The following is a 22,766-nucleotide window of genomic DNA, read 5'->3' on the forward strand; positions in this document are numbered from 1 at the left end:
ACCGATCTATCCTCAATCCATTGCAAAAGGACTTATGAAAACGTCATGAAAGACTTAGACCAACACAAGAAAATTGCAGTACTTATCGATGCTGACAATGCTCAACGAACCAAGATAACGCATATATTGGATGAGCTTTCCGCCCACGGACACATCGTCGTCAAGCGTGCCTATGGGGACTGGTCAGCAGATCAACTCAAAAACTGGCGCACGACTATCAATGAGCATGCAATCCAACCCTGTCAGCAGTTTGCCTACACAGTCGGTAAGAACTCTACAGACGGAGCCATGATCATCGACGCAATGGATCTGCTCTACACAGAGCGCTTTGATGCTTTTGCCATTGTCAGTAGCGACAGTGATTTCACAAGTCTCGCATCACGGCTTAAACAGTCGGAGATTTATGTTTTTGGCTTCGGGGAAAAGAAAACCCCTATTTCATTCCGAAATGCTTGCGATGACTTCGTTTTCACAGAAGTTCTTGGTGATACTCCAAGCGAGAGCATGTCCGAAAGTCCCGACCTGGATCTTAATCAGATAAAAAGACTGATCATTAAGGCTTGGCGAGAACATGCTGATGACGAAGGTTGGATGTTATTAAGTCAGGCAGGTCAATTGATTAAACGTCAGCGACCTGACTTTGATCCCAGAACTTTTGGTAAAGCCAATCTAAAGGATCTCTTAACCTCCTTTGGTAAAGAGATCCGTGTCGCACAAAGACAACGGGGAAATGGTTCAACCTCCATGTTCACCATTCCTGATTCATAGTCTCTATTCCAATCCCAGATGCCCGGCATGGAAGCGCAGATGCGCTTCGATAAAGCTGGCGATAAAGAAGTAGCTGTGGTCGTAACCCGGATGACGGTGCAATTCCAACGGGTAATCGTTGGCGTTGGCCGCGGCCTCGAGGGTTTCGGGCTTGAGCTGCTCGGCCAGGAATTCATCGTCATCGCCCTGGTCGACCCGAGCCGGGATTTTAGCCTCACTCTGGCGCATCAATACGCTGGCATCGTAATCACGCCAAGCCGCTTGATCTGAGCCCAGATAGGCACTCAGCGCCTTCTGGCCCCAAGGGCAGTTGAGCGGGTTGCTGATCGGGCTGAAGGCCGAAACCGAGCGGTAACGTTCAGGGTTGCGCAGCGCAATCATCAAGGCACCGTGGCCGCCCATCGAATGTCCAGAGATCGCCCGTTGATCGGTGACCGGGAAGTTGGCCTCGATCAGCTTGGGCAGCTCGTCGGTGATGTAGTCGTACATCCGGTAGTGACGGTTCCAGGGCGCCTCGGTAGCGTTAACGTAGAAGCCCGCGCCCTGGCCCAGATCGTAGCCCTCGTCATTGGCGACCTCATCGCCACGGGGGCTGGTGTCGGGGGCGACAATCGCCAGTCCCAACTCGGCCGCGATGCGCTGGGCGCCGGCCTTGTGCATAAAGTTCTCGTCGGTGCAGGTCAGCCCGGAGAGCCAGTACAACACCGGCACCCGCTCACCACTGGCCACCTTGGGTGGCAGATAGATGGCAAAGCGCATCCGGCAGTTCAGGGCGCTGGAGTCATGGCTGTATTGCTTGTTCCAGCCACCAAAGCTCTTGTTGCAGCTCAGGTTTTCAATACTCATCGATGCATCCTTCCTCTTCAACGTTTGCTGCTGCAGGGGTGACTGCAGCAGCAAACCGGCTTGGCTGATTACTTATCGTAGTGGATAACGCTACGGATGCTCTTGCCTTCGTGCATCAGGTCGAACGCGTCGTTGATCTCTTCCAGCCCCATGGTGTGGGTGATGAAATCATCGAGCTTGAACTCGCCGTTCATGTAACGCTCGACGATCTCCGGCAGCTCCGAGCGACCCTTGACGCCGCCGAACGCGGTACCGCGCCAGACCCGGCCGGTAACCAGCTGGAACGGCCGGGTGGAGATCTCCTGACCGGCACCGGCAACCCCGATGATGACCGACTCACCCCAGCCCTTGTGGCAGCACTCCAGCGCCGAGCGCATCACGTTGACGTTGCCGATACATTCGAACGAATAATCCACCCCGCCGTCGGTCAGCTCGACGATCACATCCTGGATCGGTCGATCGTACTGCTGCGGATTGATGCAGTCGGTGGCACCCAGCTTGCGGGCCAGATCGAACTTGCTCTCGTTGATATCGATGGCGATGATGCGCCCGGCCTTGGCCATGGTGGCGCCGATGATCGCCGACAGACCGATACCACCGAGGCCGAAGACCGCCACGGTATCGCCCTCTTCGACCTTGGCGGTGTTCATCACCGCGCCCATACCGGTGGTGACACCGCAGCCCAACAGACAAACCTCTTCCAGCGGCGCGCTGGGGTTAACCTTGGCCAGCGAGATCTCCGGCAGCACCGTGTACTCGGAGAAGGTGGAGCAGCCCATGTAGTGGTAGATCGGCTCGCCGTCCTTGTAGAAGCGGGTGGTGCCGTCGGGCATCAGGCCCTTACCCTGGGTCTCGCGGATCTTCTGGCACAGGTTGGTCTTGCCGGAGAGACAGAATTTGCACTCGCCGCACTCGGGGGTATAGAGCGGGATCACATGGTCGCCGACCTGGACGCTGGTCACCCCTTCACCGACGGACTCAACAATACCGCCACCCTCGTGGCCGAGGATGCAGGGGAAGATACCCTCCGGGTCCTCACCGGACAGGGTGAAGGCATCGGTATGGCAGACACCGGTGGCAACGATACGAATCCGCACCTCGCCGGCTTTGGGTGGCATCACATCCACTTCTTCGATGGATAGCGGTTGGCCGGCGCCCCAGGCGATGGCAGCTTTGGATTTGATGATATCGGTCATCGGATTCGATCCTCGTAACAGGTTGGGTCGACAGGAGCCTCTGAAGAAATAGGCGAGGGGAGTTCAGCCAACGACACTGTCATAAACGTCCCAGCTCTTCCAACTGCCCCAGCGATTGGAATCGATTATAGGTATTACCCCAAAAGAGATAATCAGGCTAATATGTAAAACACTTTTACCAACCAGCAATAATAGGTAGAAATTCGGGTGTCGAACTGGGAAGGGATCAACGAATTTGTCGCGGTGGTCGAGACCCACAGCTTTACCGCCGCCGCTGCCAGACTCGGCATTTCAGTAGCCCAGGTCAGCCGCCAGGTCACCGCGTTGGAGACCCGGCTGGCGACCAAATTGCTCTACCGCACCACCCGTAAGGTCTCGGTGACCGAGCTGGGTACCACCTACTACCAGCATTGCCGCCAGCTGCTGGACGGACTCGACGAGGCCGAGCGAGCGATCACCAACGTTCAACAGACGCCGAGGGGTAAACTGAAGCTGACCGCTCCGGTCACTTACGGCGAGCGCAATCTGGCTCCGCTGATCAATCGCTTCCTGGTCCAGTACCCGGAGCTGGAGGTGTCGCTGAACCTGACCAACCAGCGCCTCGACCTGGTCGAGGAGGGCTTTGATCTGGCGATCCGCCTCGGTAAGCTGACCGACTCCAGCATGATGGCCAGACGGCTGGGCTCCAGAACCCAGTATGTCTGTGCCTCTCCCGACTACCTGGCCGCCCGAGGCGCGCCCCACTCGTTGTCGGAGCTGGAACGGCACAACTGCCTGCAGGGCACCCTGGATCACTGGCGCTTTCAGGAAAACAGCCGGGAGCGCACCCTCCGTCTCAAGGGCAACCTGCGCTGCAACAGCGGTCGGGCGCTGCTGGACGCGGCCCTCAAGGGTATCGGTATCGTCCAACTGCCCGACTACTATGTCGCCGACAGCCTCGACCGGGGCCTGCTGGTGGCCCTGTTAACCCAATACCAGCCGCCGGGCGAGGGGATCTGGGCGCTCTACCCCCATAACCGCCAGCTATCCCCGAAGGTGCGCCTGCTGCTGGACTTTCTGGCCGAGCAACTGGCTGAACAGCAGGCCCAACCGCCATCGTCCTAGCACCGATTAATCGGGCTTGTCCGGTAAATCTAGTGCGGTATATCTAGTCCGGTAAATACGGGCCGATATGGGTCATCGCCCGCTCCACATAGGCCTGTTTCTCTCCCACCGGCGCCACATAATGGATCGCGCTCTCCGCAGCCTCACTGCCTGCCAAGCGGGCAATCACCCAGGCCGCCAGATAATGGGAGGCCAGACAGCCGCCGGCGCTGGCGATGTTGCCGTCAGCGAAGAACGGCTGATCCAGCACTTGGGCTCCGGCCTCCTCAACCCAGGGTTTGGTGGTCAGATCGGTGCAGACCGGCAACCGATCCAGCAACCCCAACCGTGCCAGCAGCAGTGCGCCGGAGCATTGCGAGCCGATCAACTGCCGCGCCGGATCGAGCGTTAGCCGGGACATCAGACTTTCATCGGCAGCCACCTCGCGGGTCTTCATGCCGCTACCGATCAGCACCGCGTCGGCCTCGGTGGCCTGCTCCAGCGTGATCTGTCGCTCCATCACCACCCCGTTCATCGAACGGATAGTTGTTGTGGGTGCGGCGATCGAGACCCGCCAGTCCGATTGTTTCACCTGGTTGAGCAGGCCGAGCGCGATCAACGAATCGAGTTCATTGAAGGCATCGAAGGTCAAAATAGCGATATGCATGGGCGTTATCCCCTGAATTGTTATTGATGGTGATCGCGCGATCGTCGTGAACATGGCCATTGCTCGACTGCAGTCTATGACCTAGAGTCATGACAATAAAATTATTGTCATGGATACAATCATAATGGCGCAGCCCCGTTACAAACCCCTGGTGGATCAACTGGCCGCCGATATCCGCGACGGTAAGCTGGCACCCGGAACCCGCCTCCCGACTCACCGGCAGTTGGCGGACGAGCAGGGCATCGCCCTGGTGACCGCGTCCCGGGTCTATGCCGAGCTGGAGCAGATGGGGCTGATCAGCGGCGAGATCGGGCGCGGCACCTTTGTTCGCGAGACCAGCCTGCCGCCGGGCCACGGCATCGATCAGAGCGTCAACCCCGACGGCATGCTCGACCTGAACTTCAACTCCCCCTCGATCCCCGGCCAGACCGATCTGCTGCGTCAGGCATTACGCAAACTGACCGCATCCGGTGACCTGGAAGCGCTGCTGCACTACCAACCCCACGCCGGCCGCCGGCATGAACGGGCAATAGTCGCTAGTCACTTGGCCGATCGAGGCTTGCAGGTCGAGCCGGAGCAGGTGCTGATCGTCAGCGGCGCCCAGCACGGCTTAGCCACTTCGGTGATGGCGATGCTGCAGCCCGGCGATCTGGTCGCCACCGATGCGTTGATCTACCCGGGCTTCAAGGTGCTGGCCCAGGTGCAGCGGCTGGAGCTGGCGCCGATACCGGCTGACCGGAGCAATCAACCGGGAATGGATCTGGACGTTCTGGAGCAGCTCTGTCTGACTCGCCGGGTCCGTGCGGTCTACAGCATGCCGACCCTGCACAACCCGCTGGGCTGGGTAATGCCGTTGCAACAGCGTCAACGCTTGGTCGAACTCGCCCGCCGTTTCGAGCTGATCCTGATCGAAGATGCCGCCTACGCCTTCCATGCCGAAGATCCCCCACCGCCGCTGGCAACCTTGGCGCCCGAGCGCACCCTGTATGTCTCGGGTCTATCCAAAAGTATCGCCACCGGGCTGCGGGTCGGCTTTGTCTGCGCACCGACAGCCTGGATACCACAGCTGGAACGGGTCATTCGCGCCACCACCTGGAATACCCCCGGCCTGATGACCGCCCTGGGCTGTCGCTGGATCGAAGACGGCACGGTGACCCAACTGGAAGCCCAAAAGCGTGAAGACGCCCGGCAGCGACAGGCGATGGCACGGCAAATACTCGAGGGCTTGGATATTACCGGCCACCCGGCTGCCTATTTCCTGTGGTTGAATCTTCCCGAGGAGGTCCGTACCGATCGGCTGGTCTCCGCGCTGATGAGCGAACAGGTCGCAGTTTCCGGGGCCGAGCCTTTCGCCGTCGGCAGTCCGGTTCCCCACGCTATCCGGCTGGCACTGGGGTCGGTTTCTCTGCAGGCCCTGGAGATCGCGTTGAAGCGGGTTCGACAGCTGATCGACGACCAGGCTTATGGGCTGGGCTATTAACCCGGCAATAAAATAGCTCGTCCTGAGCTATTTTATTGTCACTCGTGAAACCCTGGCGCAAACGCGCGGGTTTACTGGGAATTCACGAGTTCGCGTTGGCTAATGCCAACGGCGGCACCTCCTTGTGCCGCGCTATTAAGCCGAATTGGCATGAAGGCCATTATTAACAGTCAGGAACAAAAAAGGGGCTCCGAAGAGCCCCAATATTACGCAGACCACAGATCACAACGGAGACTTGGATTCCGCGCAACTGTCGCGTACCTGCTGCCTGGCGCTTGCGTCACCACCCCCTCGAGATGTTGGCAACGCCAGGCGTACACATTGATTGATTCAGCGTCGAAGGATCAGACTTCGCTGCGACCCAGCAGGCGCAGGACACGGTTCAGCTTGGCCTTACCACCGATGCTGTCGTAGAACTTCGGCCATACCGCCTGAGTGGCACGATCGATGAACTCTTTCTCACCGTTGACCGGATCATGGATCTGCATGCCCTTGGCAGCCAGGTCCTTCTTGATCGCTGCTTCGCTGTCGCGCAGGAACTGGGCGCTGTGCTGAGTGGCTTCTTTACCGGCTTCCAGAATGGCTTTCTGAATCGCAGGCTTCTGATCCTGGAACACGGCCTCACTGACGATCAGCGGCTCGATCGAGAAGATGTAGCGCAGGTTGGTGATGTAATCCTGAACTTCGTAGAACTTCATCGAGTGGATGGTCATGTACGGGTTGTCCTGGGCATCAACCACACGCTGTTGCAGCGCGGTGAAGGTCTCGGACCAAGCCATCGGGGTCGGGTTTACACCCCAGGACTTGTAAGTGTCGATCATGATCTCGTTCTTCGGAACACGAACCACAACGCCTTGCAGGTCTTCTACCGACTTGATCGGCTTCTTGGAGTTGGACAGTACCCGGAAACCGGAATAGGTCCAGCCGATGATGCGAACGCCGGCGTCACGCACGGTGTTTTCCACCAGCTCCTGACCCACTTCACCCTGAGTCAGCTCAACCGCTTCGTCCAGGCTCTGGATCACGTAGGGCAGGGTGAAGACACCGACGGTGGGCGAGAACGGGGTGATGTTGTTGATCGCCAGAATGGAGAAATCCAGGCTGCCGATGGCGGCATCGTTGACGGTGTCCTGCTCACTGCCCAGCTGACCGTTTAGGAACAGCTTGGCCTTGTGCTTGCCACCGGTCTTTTCTTTAAAGGCTTCGGCGAATTTCTTGCCCAGCTCATGCTGTGGGCTGCCACCGGCATCACCGACGGCGACTTTGAAGGTTTTGGCTTCGGCCATCACCGTCAACCCGGCGCTGAACAGCACCGCGGTAGAGAGAGAAAGTACTTTTGCTATCTTATTTTTGTAAGTCATCTGTAGCTCCGATTGAACGTTCTGTTCGTTAAAGGCCCGACTTCTGGCGGCCCGGACCAGCTCCCTGAAAGGGTCTGAAACCGACGTCGAAATCCCATTCCCGGCACTTCGACCCCGATCGGCCACCCGATCGGTAACACCACTCGCCGGTCGGATCGGCCCGCCGGTCAAAAAGGGCTAAATAGAAAAAAGCACAACAAAAAAGAAAAATCCAGAGTTTTAATCTCAAATGTGAAATTTATTTTTCTTTTTTCATTTAAAAGATAGCAACATCGGCAACTGATCCAGTAGCAAATCACCGCAGAGAGGCGATCCCAACAGGGTGCTGTAAAGCAGCTTCCGACACTCAGGAAATTTCATCGCTCAGCCCCTTTCAGATCATCTATCCAGCCAATCAAACCGCCCATTAACAGTCGCTTAACGACGCCCAGACAACTTTCACCAACGCGACAGCAACGGTTTGATGACCGGTCCAATTCGACTGGATAGCCAGCTGTCGTTGATCACCAAATGCACTAAAAACAGCAGCTTATAACAACACCCAAAGACAAATGAAATTTATCTTTATTTTTTCATTTAAGTGAATATATCATGCTCGCACTGAGCAGCCTGGCTGTACAAAAAAACAACAATCTGTGAATAGGAACTCCGCCATGTACGATCCCCTGATCTCCGCCGGACCCGGCAACGGCGAACCTCATACCCCCTCTTACTGGGCCGCCAGCGCCGGCCCGGAACCCCAGGACGACGGGCCGATCAACTCGGACCGTACCGTCGAAGTCGCCATCATCGGTGCCGGCTACACCGGCCTGGCCGCCGGTCTCTATCTGGCCCGCGAACAGGGTATCGAAGCCTGTGTGCTGGAAGCCAACCGCACCGGTTGGGGCTGCAGCGGTCGTAACGGCGGCTTTGCCCTCAAGGCGGGAGGACGTCTTTCTTATCAGAAGATGATCAAGCGTTGGGGCGAGCCGATGGCACGACGGGTTTTCGATGAGATCGTCGAAGGGCTGGACCGGGTACGCGACCTGATCCGAACCGAAAACATCGACTGCGATGCTCAACCCGAAGGCCACCTGTGGGTCGCCCACCGCCCGGAAATGCTGCAACAGATCGAATCCGAGGCCCGCTTCCTGCGCGATCATTTCGGCTACCGGGCCGAGGTGCTGTCGGCATCCGATCTGGTCAGCAACCACTTCAGCGGCGACGAAGCCTACGGCGCGCTGCGCTTTCAGGAGGGTTTTGGGGTCCACCCCCTAAAGCTGGCCTATGGCTATCAGCGGCTGGCCCGGGCGGCCGGTTGCAAGGTCCATGGGTCGAGCCCAGTGATCGACTGGCAGCAGGACGGTGAGTATCAGGTGCTGGTCACCCCCGGTGGCCGGGTACGGGCCAAGAAAGTGATCTGCGCCACCAACGGCTACACCCCGCCGTCGCTGCATCCGAAATTGAAGAATCGGACCTTCCCGGTACTGTCCAACGTCATCGTCACCCGACCGCTGACCGAACGGGAGCTGTCCGACTGCCGGTTTCAGAGCTCCGATGTGATCACCGACACCCGCACACTGCGGTTCTACTACCGCAAGCTGCCGGATAACCGCCTGTTGATCGGTGGCCGCAGCGCCATCACCGGACAAGATGCCGACAATCCGCGCCACAACCAGACCCTGATCGAGGCGCTGCAGCGCAAATTCCCGGCGCTGGATCAGATCAGCTACGACTACAACTGGGGTGGCTGGGTCTGTATCAGCTACGACGACATTCCCCATGTATTCCAGACCGACCCCAGCGGCAAGGTGCTCTACGCCATGGGCTACGGCGGCAGCGGCGTCTCCTTCAGCGTTCAGGCCGGTAAGCGCCTGGCCGAGAAGGTGGTTGGGATCACCGACGGGCACGACCTGCCGATCCTGAACTCGCCGCTTCCGAAGTTTCCGTTTGCTCCCTTCCGCCGTCTCGGCCAGCGGGCGCTGTACCACTACTACTACCACCGCGACGAGCATGGTCGACGCCAGCTTGTCACGCCATCGCAGCACCCCAAGCGGGCTTAACACTCTGCATTTAGCAGTGCACTTAACTTAACAACCCTAACGAGGAGATCCCACCATGACGATCGAATCCGTTGTCGCCTTTCGCGACCAACCGGTGCCGGCAGGCCCGTTCATTACCCCACCCGAACGGCTGCTGGAGGGTAACCCGCTCCAAACCATCGCCAACTACTTTACCGACGACAGCGAAAAGCTGATCTCCGGTGTCTGGGAAAGCGGCCCCGGCAAGTGGCAAGCGGTCAGCGATCGCAACGAGTTCTGCTACATCCTGTCTGGCCGGGTCGTGATCGCCGACGATCAGGGTGGTGCGAAAACCTTCACCGCCGGCGATGCCTTTGTGATCCCGAAAGGCTTCCAGGGCACCTGGGAAGTACTGGAGGATGCCCGCAAGTACTACGTGATTCTGTCGACCGACTGACCACAGCGGCGGGTGATACTGTTCGGTCGCCAGGCGGCGAACAACAGGCCGGGCTCTATACTTGGGAGGATTGTTCCAAGCAGAGCCGGCACCGATGCGTATCACCTTCGCCGATATCGAGATCGACACCGAGCGGTTCGAGCTGCGCCGAGCCTCTCAGCTTTGCCAAGCCGAACCCAAGGTGTTCGATCTGCTGCTGTTTCTGATCCAGCACCAGGGTCAGATATTCGACCATGATGCCCTGATCGAACAGGTCTGGAACGGCCGTCCGGTGGCCGAAACCACTATCTCGACCGCGATCAAACAGGCCCGCCGGCTGATCGGCGACGACGGCAGCAGCCAGCGCTTTATCCAAACCCTGCGCGGACGGGGCTATCGCTTCGAGGCCGATGTGCACGTTCTGGAAGCTTCCGATCCGGTCGCCGATACCCTGTCCACCAGGCCAGCACCCCGGATCATTCAGGCCGCTCCCCCGGTACTGATGATCATGCCGCTACGGGTACTGACCGATCAGCAGGATGCCGTCAAACTGGCGCAGACCCTACCTACCGAGCTGGCAACCCTGTTGGGACGTATCCCGTTGCTGCAGCTGGGAGTGCATCCGGATGACCCCGGCACCCCGTTGACCCTGTTAAGTGCCCGGGCAGTTCACGAAGCCTACGGGGCCGACTACCTGTTGGAGGGCACACTACTATCCCGTCAGGGTGATTTCCGACTTCAGGCTCAGTTGATCGATGCCCGCAGCGGCTTCCAACGCTGGGGAGAACAGTTCTTTATTGAAGGACCGTTCGATCACGCCGTGGAGCAGGCGCCGCTGGCGCTGATTGCCAAACTCGAACCGCAGATGAACCGCGCAATCACCGAAGAGATCAATCTTGATGATCCTGATCCGCAGCGACTGTTTTTGGCCGCCCACAGCCTGCTGTCATTGAAAGGCTGGCGTCATGAAGCCTTTGAAGAGGCCGCAACGCTGCTGCGACGCAGCCGCCGGCTGGCACCCGAATTCGCCCTAGCACCGGCGCTGTTGTCGCTGGTGATGGGGTTCGGTGACCGGATTCGTCTGATCGGTCAGCGAGAACAGACCCGCGCCGAAGCTCTTGAAGCGGCCCAAACCGCGCTGGAACTGGATGACAGTGACTCAACCGTGCTCGGTTATGCCGGTTGTGCGATTGCCGATATCGGCGACAGCGAACGCGCGCTGCCGATCCTGCGCCAGGCCGTGGAGCTCAACTCAGTCAACGCCCAAGCCTGGGTTGCCCTGGGATCGGTGAATTTGATCAACGGTGAACTAACCCGGGGCATCGAGCAGCTGCAACGGGGTATCAGCCTCAGTCCGCTCGACAGCCGTCTGGCGATCTGGGGGACGCTATTAACCCTGGCACTGCTTAAAGCCGGGCAGCCGGAGTCCGCCCGTCAGCAGGGACTGCTGGCCTGCCAGCGTGATGCTCGCAGCTACCTGCCACGGCTGGCGCTGGCCGCGGCCGAACTGTTGAACGGCGCAATGCCGGAAGCCGCCAAGCAGATGCGGCACGCTTACCGGATCAAACCCGGCCTGCAGCAAGCCCAGGTCGATGCCTTGGTCGGTCGTAAACTGGGCGCGGCGCTGACTCAGCTGCACGGTTGAGCTGACAGTAGCGGGTCCAGCACAGCCCCGTCGCACAGTAACCCGCCAATCCCCAACTAATCCCCACCGAACCCTCAAGTTCGCCGCCTCAGCTGAGCGTAATCTGATTCTCAGGCAGCGGCTCTACCCCTAACGAGTCGGTTCCAATCAGCCCAACCGGAGAACGATGATGCAAACTCTCTCAACAACCGAAACCCAAGTACCCGATTACTCCGCCATCAAAGCCAAGCAACGTGCCACCTGGGGCGCCGGCGACTACAGCCGGGTCGGCGTTACCCTGCAGATCACCGGCGAAGAGCTGTGCGAAGCACTGGATGTCCGTGCCGGTCGACGCCTGCTGGATGTCGCCGGCGGTAACGGCAATGCTTCCCTGGCCGCCGCCCGACGCTTCTGCAAAGTGGTATCGACCGACTATGTCGAGGCGCTGTTGCAGCAATCCCAACGCAGGGCCCAGGCCGAAGGACTGGTGGTCGACTACCAGCAGGCCGACGCTGAAGCGCTGCCGTTTGAGGATGCCGGTTTCGACTACGTGGTCTCCACTTTCGGGGTGATGTTCACCCCCGACCAGACACGTGCCGCCGATGAACTGCTGCGAGTCTGCCGACCCGGTGGCCGCATCGGGCTGGCCAACTGGACTCCGGAGGGGTTTATCGGCCAGCTGTTCAAACTGATCGGCCGCTATGTCACCCCTCCGGCAGGATTCGACTCGCCGGCTCGCTGGGGCACCGAAGCCTTTATGCAACAGCAATTCGGTCACCGGACCAGCCGGCTCCAAATCTGTCGACGCCAGTTCCATTTCCGTTACCAGTCGCCGCAGCACTGGCTCGATGTATTCAGCCGTTATTACGGCCCCACCCTGAAGGCCTTCGAAGCCTTAGCGCCGGAGCTTCGCGACTCGTTGCGCGAGGACATCCTGGCCCTGATTGAACGCTTCAACATCGCCGAAGACGGCAGCATGGTCGTGCCGTCCGAGTACCTGCAGATCGTGATCGATCGCTGATCTATCCACAACACGGCACCGTCGGATCAGGGACGATCCCGCCAGCCCAGCATGAAACGAGGAGATCACCATGAATATCGTCAATGTCATCGCGACAGCCACACTGCCACGCCCGATCATCCGTAAACTGGTCACATCCCATCATCGCCGCTCCTGGGCCAAGGGTGACTACAGCCGGATCGGTACAACCCTGCAGATCGTCGGTGAACGGCTGATGGAATCGGTCGATGTTCATGCCGGTCGAAGCCTGCTGGATGTCGCCGGCGGCAACGGCAATGCCTCGCTGGCAGCGGCTCGACGTCACTGCCGGGTCACCTCCACCGACTTCGTCCCCCAACTGCTGCAGCAAGGTCACAACCGGGCCGTCGCCGAAGGTCTGGAAATGGCGATTCAGGAGGCCGACGCCGAAGCCCTGCCATTTGAAGACGCCAGCTACGATTACGTGGTTTCAACCTTTGGGGTCATGTTCGCCCCGCGTCAGCGACTGGCTGCCGCCGAGCTGAAGCGGGTCTGCAAACCGGGTGGCCGTATCGGCCTGGCCAGTTGGACTCCGGAGGGATTTATCGGCCAATATTTTGAATTACTGTGCCACTACCGGGCGTTACCCGAGGGGATGAAGATGCCGAGCCGATGGGGCACCGAAACTTTTATCGAACAACAATTCAGCATGGCGAGAGCAATCCGCCACCAGCGTTGCCAATACAACTTCCGCTACCGCTCGGTCGATCACTGGCAGTACGTCTTCACCACCTTCTGCGGTATGACCTTACAGGTGCTGAAAAAGTTGGACAAAGCGACCGCCGCCAGGCTGATGGCCGATATTCGGGAGCTGGCCGAGCAGCATAACCGAGCCGATGACGGCACCTTGGTGATCCCTTCCGATTATCTGCAGACGGTGATCGAACTCTAGATTCCAACAGCAAAAGCGTGGGAGAGTGCCATCTTGGCACTCCCTAACGCCTATCTAAATGCAGTTACCCCTGCTCATCCTGGGCTTGGCAGGCTTTCAGCTCAGCCCGATGACGCTCTAGTGCGCTTCGCAGTGAATCCAGGTTCAACTCATCCTCTAAACCCTGCAGTTGAAGACGATAGTTTTCGTTGGTCAAGTCTGAACCCCAGTGGTACTGCAATGCATTCAGACCCAGCGTCAGCGCAAACAATACGGCAATCACCACCGCCGCATCCAGATTCAGAACAAACTGCTTTTTCACGGCCGACTCCCTGCTGGAAAACCCTTTATCAATCACCGCAGGCAATATATCAGCATCTACGCCAATGGCCGAGCCTGTAACATCCGTCTCCCAACCCTCTCTATGCTCTAGATTGAGATGCTTTGAACATTTGTTCAAATTTACTTGAACGATCGTTCAATCATGATTAAGGTAAATCGACAGAGCAAGCCAACAAGGTACTTGCCGACTTTGACCTGGAGCCCCCATGAGCACTTTTACCTTCCACACCCTGGAGTCTGCCCCCGAGCAGAGCAAACTACTGCTGCAAGACTCCCAACAGGCTTTCGGCATGATTCCCTCACTGCATGCCGTGATGGCCGAAGCTCCCAACGTACTCGAGGCGTACAAAAAACTGCATGTACTGTTTCAAAACACCTCCTTCGATGCCGAAGAGTTAACCGTGGTCTGGCAGACCATCAATGTTGAACACGGCTGCCACTACTGTGTCCCGGCCCATACTGCAATTGCCAACATGATGAAGGTCGATCCGGCACTGACCGAAGCACTGCGCAACGGCGAGGCCATGACAACGCCGAAACTGCAGGCCCTGCATGACACCACCTTGGCGATGCTGCGTCAGCGGGGACAGCTGTCCGAGGCGCAGATACAAGCTTTCTTTGCTGCCGGTTACGGCCAGCAGCAGCTGCTGGAGATCACGCTGGGAATGGCCCAGAAGGTGATGAGCAACTACATCAACCACTTCGCCCAAACGCCGGTCGATGCGCCGTTCAAGCCATTTGCCTGGGAAAAAAGCGACTGAACCTGCGCGATAACCGGGCAGTGTCTACAGTAGTGATGTGGATTAAACCAATCGACAATCATTATTAGCGTTAGACCCGGCCGAACAACCGGCCAGCGGAGTCCATGGTCTGCCGGTAACAGCTGTCCGACAGGAATTGACCCTTTATCACGACCCTTTGACCAGCTCATCTGCTTGGTCTGACTGCAAGAGGAAAACTCGATGAATTTCAAACGCTCGGCCCTGTACGGGGTAATGCTGACGGCGATCAGCGCGCAAGCAATGGCACAGGACAGCACCGGTAGTTTCATAAATGACAGTAAGGTGGATGCCAAATTCCGGACCTTCTATTTCAACCGCGACTTTGAGGGAAGAAACGATGCCATTGCCGCTGCCCAGGCATTGCGGTTGGACTATCAATCCGGCTACGCCTCCGACCTGATCGGTTTTGACGCCTCGCTGTTCACCGTGGGCAAACTCAGTGGCGACACCGGCGAGGGCGGAACCGGAGTGCTGCAAACCAATAGCGATGGTTCTCAATCCGGCTATACCAAGATCGGCCAGGCTTACCTGAAGCTGAAACTGGGTCAGGAAGCTGAGCTTAAAGCCGGTCGGATGGTGATCGATACCCCGCTGTTCAACGATTCAGATTCCCGAATCACCCCCAGCTCGACCCAGGTCGTGATGCTGGACGGCTCCTTCCATGGGGCTGATCTGTATGGTATCTGGTCGGATAAAGCCAGTGCCAAGACCGAGGATGGCTTCCATGATTACGTCGATAATCAGGGCAACGACTACGAAGTGATCGTGCTCGGTGGTGGCTACACCTTTGACAACAAGGTTTCGGTGCACGCCGCCCATGGCCAGGCCGATAACGTCCTACGGCAGACCTACTTCAATGTCAGTTATCCGATGGCGCTGTCCCAGGATATGACCCTGCTGCTGGATGCCCATCACTATATCGGTGAAGCCGATGGTGACGGCGCGCTAGATTCGGTCGGCAGTGATTACGACAGCGACCTGACCAACCTGGCCGCACAGCTGCGCTACCAGCAGATGAAGTTCACACTCTCTTACCAGGCGGTCAACGGCGACGAGTATGAGGAGTCCTGGGACGGCTTCACCCATGACGACAACGGCCTGGTGACCTGGAACTCGGTCCAGCGGCTGGATTTTGACCGTGCCGACGAAAGGTCCTGGCAGGCGCGTTTGGACTACAAGTTCAAATCCGTACCCGGTTTGAGCGTAATGACCCGCTATACCCGCGGCGACAATATCGACACCGGCAGTGGTCCGGACGGTAAAGAGTGGGAGCGTAACGTCGAACTACGCTACAACTTCCCCTACGTTGAAGGACTGTCGCTACGCTGGCGCAACTCCACCGTTCGCTCCACCGAAACCAGCAATACCGATGAGAATCGCCTGATTCTCAACTACAACATCGCCCTGCTGTAAGCGTGACGACCGCTGCGAATCGAGCTGACGCCTCACTTGGCGAGCAGCTCGGTTCGCTTGTTATCACGCTGTCCAGCCGAGCTGAACTCAGCCCGCACCCACTACCGAGTCCTTAGACCCGGTGGCAGGTTACCGCGGCCCGACAGAGCAGACTATGAACCCATCAACCGCCCCATTCACCTTGGCCTTTGATGTTTACGGCACCCTGATCGATACCCATGGCGTGGTCGCTCAGCTACAACTGCTGATCGGCGATCAGGCCCAGGCGTTTTCCAACCGCTGGCGTGAGAAACAGCTCGAGTACGCCTTCCGGCGTGGCCTGATGCAGAACTACGCCAACTTTGCGACCTGTACCAGTCAGGCGTTGGATTACACCTGTCACGAACAGGGAGTAACGCTGAGTACCGAGCAGAAGCAACAGCTGTTGCAGATCTACAAGACCCTGCCTGCATTCGATGATGTGCAGCAGAGCCTGAGCGAACTTCAGACGATGGGCTGCCGCCTGTTTGCGTTTTCCAACGGCACCGCCGAGGCGGTCGATCAGTTATTACAGAGCGCCGGTATCCGACAGTTCTTTATCGATGGAGCTGAAGTCATTCAAGCCCAATCCGGCGGTCTACGCTCATTTCCTGCGTCGCTCAGATGCCGAAGCATCGAGCGCCTGGCTGATCTCCAGCAACCCGTTTGATGTGATCGGTTCGATCTCGGCAGGGATGCGATCGGCCTGGATCCAACGTAACAGCGCGACTCCATTCGATCCTTGGGGCGTCGAACCGAGTCTGAAAGTATCCAGCCTCAACCAGCTGCCCGAACAACTAGCGCACTACACGGACTAACCCGATTGAAATTCCCTTGATTCGAGGAGCCTATCCCCCATGAGCCCGCAGATCGACTATTTCTTTACCAGTATGTCGCCCTTCACCTACCTGGGTCATCGGACCCTGCTGCAAATGGCGCAAGATGCCGGCGCCGATATTCACTTCAGGCCGGTCAAGCTGGGACCGGTGTTTGCCGCCGCCGGTGTTGTACCGTTGCCACAGCGCCCGGTATGTCGGCAGCAATACCGGTTGTTGGAGATTGGACGCTGGGCCAATAAGCGCGGCCTGCCGATCAATCAACAACCGGCCCACTTTCCTACCAATCCGGGCCTGGCCGACCGTTGTGCGATCGTACTGCAGCAGAACAATCTGGATGTGGGCCGTTTCGTTAGCCGGGCTCTGGCTGCCTGCTGGGCCGAAGAGAAAGACATCGCCGACGAAGGGGTGATCCGAAAAATCTTGGACGATCTGGAAATGGAGACGGAGCTGCTGCTGCAACAGGCCGCTTCAGCGCAGATAGAAGCCATCTATGAGGCCAACACCAACGCCGCCGTCGAGCAGGGCGTGCTGGGAGTACCCGCTTATCTGCTTGAGGGTCAACAGTTCTGGGGACAGGATCGGCTCGAATTACTGGCTGATACGCTGGGATAACGTTATCGACAGCTTGAATTGTGGATAACGGTGCTTGTGGATAAGCACCGTTATCCAGGATCTGGTTATTCCACCGTCACCGACTTGGCCAGGTTCCGCGGCTGGTCAACATCGGTCCCTTTCAATACCGCCACGTGGTACGACAGCAACTGCAGCGGGATGGTATAGAGGATCGGTCCGACCACGGTATGAACGTGGGGCAGCTCCAGAGTGTGGATGCCGTCGCCGTTATCCAGCCCGGCCGCCTGATCGGCAAAAACATACAGCTCACCACCCCGGGCCTGAACCTCCTGCATGTTGGCCTTAAGCTTCTCCAGCAGGCTGTTGTTCGGCGCCACCACGATGACCGGCATCTCCTTGTCGACCAGTGCCAACGGGCCGTGTTTTAGCTCACCGGCCGGGTAGGCTTCGGCGTGGATGTAAGAGATCTCTTTGAGCTTCAGCGCCCCTTCCATCGCCACCGGATACATCGCCCCACGGCCCAGGAACAGGCTGTGATGCTTGTCGGCAAAGCGCTGAGACAGGGTTTCGATCGCCTTATCCAGCGCCAACACCTGCTCAAGCTGCTGTGGTAGGCGCTTCAGTGCAACGACCAACTCGGCTTCCTGCTCCGCCGAGATACCGTGGCGACGACCCAGCACCAGTGCGGTCAACAGCAGCGCCACCAGTTGGCTGGTAAATGCCTTGGTGGAGGCAACCCCGATCTCGGGACCGGCATTGGTCATCAGCGCCAGATCAGACTCGCGAACCAGCGAGCTACCGGGGACATTACAGATCGTCAGACAGGCCAGGAAGCCGGCTTCTTTGGCCTCGCGTAACGCCGCCAGGGTGTCGGCGGTTTCACCGGATTGGGAGATAGTCAGGAACAGGCTGTTGGGCAGAACCACGGTCTTGCGGTAGCGGTACTCGCTGGCCACTTCGACCTGGCACGGAATCCCGACCAGCTCTTCGATCCAGTACTTGGCGATCAGCCCGGCATGATAGCTGGTGCCGCAGGCGATAATCTGAACCGACTGAACCTGATCAAAAATCGCCTTGGCTTCGGCGCCGAAGGCCTGCTCCAACACCGCTTCCTTACCCAGGCGGCCTTCCAGCACCGCGTCGACGACGGCCGGTTGCTCCATGATCTCTTTCATCATGTAGTGGCGGTATTCGCCCTTGTCGGTGGCATCCTGGCCATGTTCGAAACGCAGTACTTCATGCTCAACCGGCTCGCCGGCACGGTTTTGAACAGAGACTGACTCCAACCGAACTTCGGCCAGATCACCCTCATCGAGGTAGATAAACTGGTCGGTCACCTGCAGCATCGCCAGCGGATCGGAGGCGATAAAGTTCTCACCAATGCCAATACCGATCACCAGCGGACTGCCCATCCGCGCCGCCATGATCAGATCCGGTTGCTGCTGATCGATGATCGCCAGGGCGTAGGCGCCATCCAGTTGAGCAATGGTCTGCTTAACCGCTTCGGGGAATTCAATACCCTGATTCAGCTTGTCATGGACCAAGTGAGCGATTACTTCAGTATCGGTATCGGAGGCGAATGCGACCCCTTTGCTGATCAGTTCGGCTTTCAGCGGCTCGAAGTTTTCGATAATACCGTTGTGAACCACCGCCACCCGGCTACCGGCCAGGTGCGGGTGCGCATTGCGCTCTTCCGGCTTACCGTGGGTGGCCCAACGGGTATGGGCGATTCCCAGGCTACCCTGCAACGGCTGTTGTTGCAGCGCTGATTCCAGCTCCGCCACCTTGCCGGAACGGCGGGTGCAGTGAACCTGCCCGTCATCCTGATCCCGCACAGCCATCCCGGCCGAGTCATAACCACGGTATTCCAGCCGCTTGAGGCCTTCCAGCAAGATGCCGGAGACCTGACGTTGCGCGATCGCGCCCACAATGCCACACATAGTCTGATCTATCCTGATACGAAGTTAGTGGGTTTATCCTAGCCTGGATCAGGCTGCTTAAGCTTTCTTTTCGGGCCGTTTCCAACCCGATAGATTGGCCTGACGACCGCGGGCCACACCCAGCGCACCGTCGTCAATCGATTTGGTGATGGTCGAGCCGGCACCCGTAGTCGCACCGGCACCAACCCGAACCGGTGCCACCAGCGAACTGTTGGAGCCGATAAAGGCGTTATCGCCGATCTCGGTCTGGAACTTGTTGACCCCATCGTAGTTACAGGTAATGGTGCCGGCACCAACATTAACCCCGGAACCCAGGATTGCATCACCAACGTAGCTGAGATGATTGATCTTGGAGCCTTCGCCGACCAGGGTTTTCTTGGTTTCAACGAAATTACCGATCTTAGCCTTGGCAGCCAGCTTGGTGCCCGGACGCAGTCGAGCAAAGGGGCCGATATCACAATTCTCGCCCACCTCAGACTCATCCAGCATCGAGTTCGGCTTGATCTGAGTGCCGTCAGCAACGGTGCTGTCCTTGATAACACAGTTGGCGCCGATACTAACGTTACTGCCGATCCGTATCTTACCTTCCAGAATCACGTTGACGTCGAGACTGGAGTCGTTACCGATCTCGATATCGCCACGAAAATCGACCCGGGCCGGATCGGCCAGCGTAACTCCCTGGGTCATCCAGTGATCGGCCTGCTGCAGCTGGTGCCAGCGCTCCAGCTCGGCCAGCTGCAGGCGGTTGTTGACCCCTTGCACTTCCTGCTCGCAACTGGGTTGAACCGCTTCGATCGGCTTGCCGGCTTCGGCAGCCATCGCGATGATGTCGGTCAGGTAGTACTCGCCCTGAGCGTTGTCGGATGACAGCTGGGGTAACCACTGCTTCAGCCAAGCCGCCGGTAAGGCCAGGATGCCGGTGTTGATCTCACGGATGGCCAGCTCCGCCTCACTGGCGTCCTTATGCTCGACGATCGCCACCACCTGATGATCGTGGTCGCGCACGATGCGGCCGTAGCCGGTCGGATTGGCCAGATCAACCGTCAGCAGTGCCAATGTCTGCTGCTGTGCTCGATCCACCAGATCCTTGAGCGTGTCGTATTGGGTGAGTGGAACATCCCCATAGAGGATCAATGCCACCGCATCATCGGCAACATCGGGAATTGCCTGATCCACCGCATGCCCGGTTCCCAGCTGCTCGGTCTGCTCCACCACATTGAGCCGATGCTGACCCATACCACTGTCCAGGTAGGCCCGCAGCTGTTCGCTGCCGTGTCCAACCACCACATGGGTTACTGTGGCATCTAATCGGGCTGCGGTATCAATGACATGGCCAACCATCGGCTTACCGGCAATCGGATGCAGCACTTTCGGGAGTTTGGACTTCATGCGGGTGCCCTGGCCGGCCGCCAGGATGATCACTTCCAGTGACATTCAGGGTTCCTCGGGGTTGTAGATAACCGACAGTGGATTAACCACCAACGCCAGATGATACCAAGTTGGGTCAGGTGTTACCGTAGTTTTACCCCAACTCGATGACAATTTGAGCAACAACCGGCACCAGCTAGCAACGGGCACAAAAAAAGCGACCCGGAGGTCGCTTTTTGTAGCTGGCGGCAGGACTTGCCTGCCTGTCGGTCGGTTAGCCGCCGACCTTTTTGCGAATCTGACGAATGGTGCGCAGTTGTGCAGCAGCTTCGGCCAGTTGGGACGCAGCCTTGGAGTATTCGAACTCCGCGGTCTGATCCTTCATTGCCTGCTCTGCCTGACGCATCGCTTCTTCAGCAGCAGCCTCGTTCATGTCGTGAGCGCGCAGTGCGGTATCCGCCATGATGGTGACCTTGTTGGGTTGAACCTCAAGGAAACCACCGGAGACGTAGAATACCTGCTCTTCGCCGCCCTGCTTTTTCAGCTCGACAGGACCTGGGTTGATCTCTGTAAGTAGAGGAGCGTGACCCGGAGTAATACCCAGGTCACCCAGGCTACCTGTCAGAGATACGAACTCGATCAGACCGGAGAAGATCTCCTCTTCCGCGCTGACAATATCGCAATGAACAGTCATAGCCATCTTTTATGCCTCTTTTGGTGTCTGAAAACAAAGAGCATTACATGCTCTTAGCTTTCTCCACTACTTCTTCGATACCACCAACCATGTAGAACGCCTGCTCAGGCAGATCGTCATAGTCGCCGTTCAGGATGCCGTTGAAGCTGGCAATAGTGTCCTTCAGCGGTACGTACTTACCCGGAGAACCGGTGAATACTTCTGCTACGAAGAACGGCTGCGACAGGAACTTCTCAATCTTACGCGCACGGGATACGACCATCTTGTCTTCTTCAGACAGTTCGTCCATACCCAGGATCGCGATGATGTCTTTCAGTTCCTTATAACGCTGCAGGGTACCCTGAACGTTACGAGCAACGTCGTAGTGCTCCTGACCGATAACCAGCGGATCCAGCTGACGAGAGGTGGAATCCAGCGGGTCTACCGCCGGGTAGATACCCAGAGACGCGATGTCACGGGACAGTACCACGGTCGCATCAAGGTGCGAGAAGGTGGTGGCCGGAGACGGGTCAGTCAAGTCATCCGCCGGTACGTATACCGCCTGGATGGAGGTGATAGAACCGGTCTTGGTGGAGGTGATACGCTCCTGCAGAACGCCCATCTCTTCCGCCAGAGTCGGCTGGTAACCTACCGCAGAAGGCATACGACCCAGCAGTGCAGATACTTCGGTACCGGCCAGGGTGTAACGGTAGATGTTGTCAACGAACAACAGTACGTCACGACCTTCGTCACGGAACTTCTCAGCCATGGTCAGACCGGTCAGTGCTACACGCAGACGGTTTCCAGGCGGCTCGTTCATCTGACCGTAAACCAGAGATACTTTGTCCAGTACGTTGGACTCCTTCATCTCGTAGTAGAAGTCGTTACCTTCACGGGTCCGCTCACCTACACCGGCAAATACGGAGAAACCGCTGTGCTCGATGGCGATGTTACGGATCAGTTCCATCATGTTTACGGTCTTGCCTACACCGGCACCACCGAACAGACCAACCTTACCACCCTTGGCGAACGGGCAAACCAGGTCGATAACCTTGATGCCGGTTTCCAGCAGCTCGTTAGAAGCTGCCTGCTCTTCGTATGAAGGCGCCTTACGGTGAATCGGCATGCGCTCCTGCTCACCGATCGGACCAGCTTCGTCGATCGGCGTGCCCAGCACGTCCATAATACGGCCCAGGGTCTCGGTACCAACCGGTACCATGATCGGGGCATTAGTGTTTTCTACATCCAGACCACGCTTCAGACCTTCGGTCTGACCCATGGCGATGGCGCGTACAACTCCGTCGCCCAGCTGCTGCTGAACTTCCAGAGTTACGTCGTTTGAGCTTACCTTCAGCGCGTCATATACCTGCGGTACTGCGTCGCGCGGAAACTCAACGTCGATAACGGCACCGATAATTTGTACGATACGTCCGCTACTCATGTTTGA

Annotated in this window: 21 protein-coding genes; 12 read left to right on the forward strand and 9 right to left on the reverse strand. The window is 58.1% G+C overall.

Going from position 1 to position 22,766, the window contains the following annotated elements:
- Nucleotides 1–45: 45 nt before the first annotated feature.
- The gene (locus tag ACO05M_RS03245) at nt 46–768 is read left to right on the forward strand and encodes an NYN domain-containing protein (protein ID WP_421867698.1); all 723 of its coding nucleotides are present in this window, start codon (nt 46–48) and stop codon (nt 766–768) included.
- Between the two features lie 3 nt (nt 769–771).
- Here ACO05M_RS03245 and fghA read toward each other — a convergent pair whose 3' ends face one another.
- Nucleotides 772–1,614, reverse strand: a complete 843-nt coding sequence (gene fghA, locus ACO05M_RS03250) for an S-formylglutathione hydrolase (protein WP_421867701.1) — start codon at nt 1,612–1,614, stop codon at nt 772–774.
- A 68-nt stretch (nt 1,615–1,682) separates the two neighbouring features.
- Nucleotides 1,683–2,801 (reverse strand): S-(hydroxymethyl)glutathione dehydrogenase/class III alcohol dehydrogenase, encoded by a 1,119-nt coding sequence (locus ACO05M_RS03255; RefSeq protein WP_243633860.1) that lies wholly within the window; start codon nt 2,799–2,801, stop codon nt 1,683–1,685.
- Nucleotides 2,802–3,017: 216 nt separating this feature from the next.
- On the opposite strand from ACO05M_RS03255, the gene ACO05M_RS03260 reads away from it, so the two are divergent.
- Nucleotides 3,018–3,914, forward strand: coding sequence for a LysR substrate-binding domain-containing protein (locus tag ACO05M_RS03260; protein ID WP_421867704.1), 897 nt, complete (start codon nt 3,018–3,020; stop codon nt 3,912–3,914).
- Nucleotides 3,915–3,957: 43 nt separating this feature from the next.
- On the opposite strand, the gene ACO05M_RS03265 is transcribed toward ACO05M_RS03260, so the two are convergent.
- Nucleotides 3,958–4,560 (reverse strand): DJ-1/PfpI family protein, encoded by a 603-nt coding sequence (locus ACO05M_RS03265; protein ID WP_421867706.1) that lies wholly within the window; start codon nt 4,558–4,560, stop codon nt 3,958–3,960.
- Between the two features lie 124 nt (nt 4,561–4,684).
- Here ACO05M_RS03265 and ACO05M_RS03270 point away from each other — a divergent pair, with 124 nt between their 5' ends.
- The gene (locus ACO05M_RS03270) at nt 4,685–6,040 is read left to right on the forward strand and encodes a PLP-dependent aminotransferase family protein (RefSeq protein ID WP_421867710.1); all 1,356 of its coding nucleotides are present in this window, start codon (nt 4,685–4,687) and stop codon (nt 6,038–6,040) included.
- A 344-nt stretch (nt 6,041–6,384) separates the two neighbouring features.
- Here the strand turns inward: ACO05M_RS03270 and ACO05M_RS03275 are convergent, their stop codons facing one another.
- Nucleotides 6,385–7,401, reverse strand: coding sequence for a TRAP transporter substrate-binding protein (locus ACO05M_RS03275; RefSeq protein WP_421867713.1), 1,017 nt, complete (start codon nt 7,399–7,401; stop codon nt 6,385–6,387).
- A gap of 653 nt (nt 7,402–8,054) precedes the next feature.
- On the opposite strand from ACO05M_RS03275, the gene ACO05M_RS03280 reads away from it, so the two are divergent.
- The 5 genes from ACO05M_RS03280 (at nt 8,055) to ACO05M_RS03300 (ending at nt 13,392) form a co-directional block, all read left to right on the forward strand.
- A complete protein-coding gene (locus ACO05M_RS03280; protein ID WP_421867716.1) occupies nt 8,055–9,443 on the forward strand; it encodes an NAD(P)/FAD-dependent oxidoreductase in 1,389 nt (462 codons plus the stop codon).
- Nucleotides 9,444–9,498: 55 nt separating this feature from the next.
- Nucleotides 9,499–9,858 carry a cupin domain-containing protein gene (locus tag ACO05M_RS03285; protein WP_421867719.1) on the forward strand — a complete coding sequence of 120 codons (360 nt, stop codon included), beginning with the start codon at nt 9,499–9,501 and terminating at the stop codon, nt 9,856–9,858.
- Nucleotides 9,859–9,952: 94 nt separating this feature from the next.
- Complete coding sequence (locus tag ACO05M_RS03290) at nt 9,953–11,482, forward strand: winged helix-turn-helix domain-containing tetratricopeptide repeat protein (protein WP_421867721.1); 1,530 nt, start codon at nt 9,953–9,955, stop codon at nt 11,480–11,482.
- Between the two features lie 166 nt (nt 11,483–11,648).
- The gene (locus ACO05M_RS03295) at nt 11,649–12,482 is read left to right on the forward strand and encodes a class I SAM-dependent methyltransferase (protein ID WP_421867723.1); all 834 of its coding nucleotides are present in this window, start codon (nt 11,649–11,651) and stop codon (nt 12,480–12,482) included.
- A 70-nt stretch (nt 12,483–12,552) separates the two neighbouring features.
- Nucleotides 12,553–13,392 carry a class I SAM-dependent methyltransferase gene (locus tag ACO05M_RS03300; protein ID WP_421867726.1) on the forward strand — a complete coding sequence of 280 codons (840 nt, stop codon included), beginning with the start codon at nt 12,553–12,555 and terminating at the stop codon, nt 13,390–13,392.
- 64 nt (nt 13,393–13,456) lie between these two features.
- Here the strand turns inward: ACO05M_RS03300 and ACO05M_RS03305 are convergent, their stop codons facing one another.
- Entirely contained in the window at nt 13,457–13,693 is a 237-nt protein-coding gene (locus ACO05M_RS03305) for a hypothetical protein (RefSeq protein WP_421867729.1), read from the reverse strand.
- 226 nt (nt 13,694–13,919) lie between these two features.
- On the opposite strand from ACO05M_RS03305, the gene ACO05M_RS03310 reads away from it, so the two are divergent.
- The 4 genes from ACO05M_RS03310 to ACO05M_RS03325 all read left to right on the forward strand — a co-directional run bounded on the left by ACO05M_RS03310 (nt 13,920) and on the right by ACO05M_RS03325 (nt 17,377).
- On the forward strand, nt 13,920–14,474 hold the full coding sequence (locus tag ACO05M_RS03310) for a carboxymuconolactone decarboxylase family protein (protein ID WP_421867732.1): 555 nt from the start codon (nt 13,920–13,922) through the stop codon (nt 14,472–14,474).
- A 201-nt stretch (nt 14,475–14,675) separates the two neighbouring features.
- On the forward strand, nt 14,676–15,908 hold the full coding sequence (locus ACO05M_RS03315) for an OprD family outer membrane porin (protein ID WP_421867736.1): 1,233 nt from the start codon (nt 14,676–14,678) through the stop codon (nt 15,906–15,908).
- A 154-nt stretch (nt 15,909–16,062) separates the two neighbouring features.
- A complete protein-coding gene (locus ACO05M_RS03320; protein WP_421867739.1) occupies nt 16,063–16,596 on the forward strand; it encodes an HAD-IA family hydrolase in 534 nt (177 codons plus the stop codon).
- Between the two features lie 187 nt (nt 16,597–16,783).
- Nucleotides 16,784–17,377, forward strand: coding sequence for a 2-hydroxychromene-2-carboxylate isomerase (locus ACO05M_RS03325; RefSeq protein ID WP_421867742.1), 594 nt, complete (start codon nt 16,784–16,786; stop codon nt 17,375–17,377).
- A gap of 65 nt (nt 17,378–17,442) precedes the next feature.
- Here ACO05M_RS03325 and glmS read toward each other — a convergent pair whose 3' ends face one another.
- The 4 genes from glmS to atpD form a co-directional block, all read right to left on the reverse strand.
- On the reverse strand, nt 17,443–19,278 hold the full coding sequence (gene glmS, locus ACO05M_RS03330; RefSeq protein WP_421867745.1) for a glutamine--fructose-6-phosphate transaminase (isomerizing): 1,836 nt from the start codon (nt 19,276–19,278) through the stop codon (nt 17,443–17,445).
- 57 nt (nt 19,279–19,335) lie between these two features.
- Nucleotides 19,336–20,712 (reverse strand): bifunctional UDP-N-acetylglucosamine diphosphorylase/glucosamine-1-phosphate N-acetyltransferase GlmU, encoded by a 1,377-nt coding sequence (gene glmU / locus ACO05M_RS03335; protein ID WP_421867748.1) that lies wholly within the window; start codon nt 20,710–20,712, stop codon nt 19,336–19,338.
- 208 nt (nt 20,713–20,920) lie between these two features.
- The gene (locus ACO05M_RS03340; protein WP_421867751.1) at nt 20,921–21,346 is read right to left on the reverse strand and encodes a F0F1 ATP synthase subunit epsilon; all 426 of its coding nucleotides are present in this window, start codon (nt 21,344–21,346) and stop codon (nt 20,921–20,923) included.
- Between the two features lie 37 nt (nt 21,347–21,383).
- Nucleotides 21,384–22,760: a F0F1 ATP synthase subunit beta gene (gene atpD / locus ACO05M_RS03345; RefSeq protein ID WP_114696443.1), complete on the reverse strand. Its 1,377-nt coding sequence runs from the start codon at nt 22,758–22,760 to the stop codon at nt 21,384–21,386.
- Between the last annotated feature and the right edge of the window lie 6 nt (nt 22,761–22,766).

Origin of the sequence: Motiliproteus sp. (genome assembly GCF_965230735.1) — a bacterium.
GTDB lineage: Bacteria > Pseudomonadota > Gammaproteobacteria > Pseudomonadales > Balneatricaceae > Motiliproteus.

Coding starts and splice junctions, on each gene's coding strand:
- ACO05M_RS03245 (WP_421867698.1), top strand. CDS start 46: ATGAAAGACTTAGACCAACACAAGAAAATTGCAGTACTTATCGATGCT.
- fghA (WP_421867701.1), bottom strand. CDS start 1,614: ATGAGTATTGAAAACCTGAGCTGCAACAAGAGCTTTGGTGGCTGGAAC.
- ACO05M_RS03265 (WP_421867706.1), bottom strand. CDS start 4,560: ATGCATATCGCTATTTTGACCTTCGATGCCTTCAATGAACTCGATTCG.
- ACO05M_RS03270 (WP_421867710.1), top strand. CDS start 4,685: ATGGCGCAGCCCCGTTACAAACCCCTGGTGGATCAACTGGCCGCCGAT.
- ACO05M_RS03275 (WP_421867713.1), bottom strand. CDS start 7,401: ATGACTTACAAAAATAAGATAGCAAAAGTACTTTCTCTCTCTACCGCG.
- ACO05M_RS03280 (WP_421867716.1), top strand. CDS start 8,055: ATGTACGATCCCCTGATCTCCGCCGGACCCGGCAACGGCGAACCTCAT.
- ACO05M_RS03285 (WP_421867719.1), top strand. CDS start 9,499: ATGACGATCGAATCCGTTGTCGCCTTTCGCGACCAACCGGTGCCGGCA.
- ACO05M_RS03290 (WP_421867721.1), top strand. CDS start 9,953: ATGCGTATCACCTTCGCCGATATCGAGATCGACACCGAGCGGTTCGAG.
- ACO05M_RS03295 (WP_421867723.1), top strand. CDS start 11,649: ATGATGCAAACTCTCTCAACAACCGAAACCCAAGTACCCGATTACTCC.
- ACO05M_RS03300 (WP_421867726.1), top strand. CDS start 12,553: ATGAATATCGTCAATGTCATCGCGACAGCCACACTGCCACGCCCGATC.
- ACO05M_RS03310 (WP_421867732.1), top strand. CDS start 13,920: ATGAGCACTTTTACCTTCCACACCCTGGAGTCTGCCCCCGAGCAGAGC.
- ACO05M_RS03315 (WP_421867736.1), top strand. CDS start 14,676: ATGAATTTCAAACGCTCGGCCCTGTACGGGGTAATGCTGACGGCGATC.
- ACO05M_RS03320 (WP_421867739.1), top strand. CDS start 16,063: ATGAACCCATCAACCGCCCCATTCACCTTGGCCTTTGATGTTTACGGC.
- ACO05M_RS03325 (WP_421867742.1), top strand. CDS start 16,784: ATGAGCCCGCAGATCGACTATTTCTTTACCAGTATGTCGCCCTTCACC.
- glmS (WP_421867745.1), bottom strand. CDS start 19,278: ATGTGTGGCATTGTGGGCGCGATCGCGCAACGTCAGGTCTCCGGCATC.
- glmU (WP_421867748.1), bottom strand. CDS start 20,712: ATGTCACTGGAAGTGATCATCCTGGCGGCCGGCCAGGGCACCCGCATG.
- ACO05M_RS03340 (WP_421867751.1), bottom strand. CDS start 21,346: ATGGCTATGACTGTTCATTGCGATATTGTCAGCGCGGAAGAGGAGATC.
- atpD (WP_114696443.1), bottom strand. CDS start 22,760: ATGAGTAGCGGACGTATCGTACAAATTATCGGTGCCGTTATCGACGTT.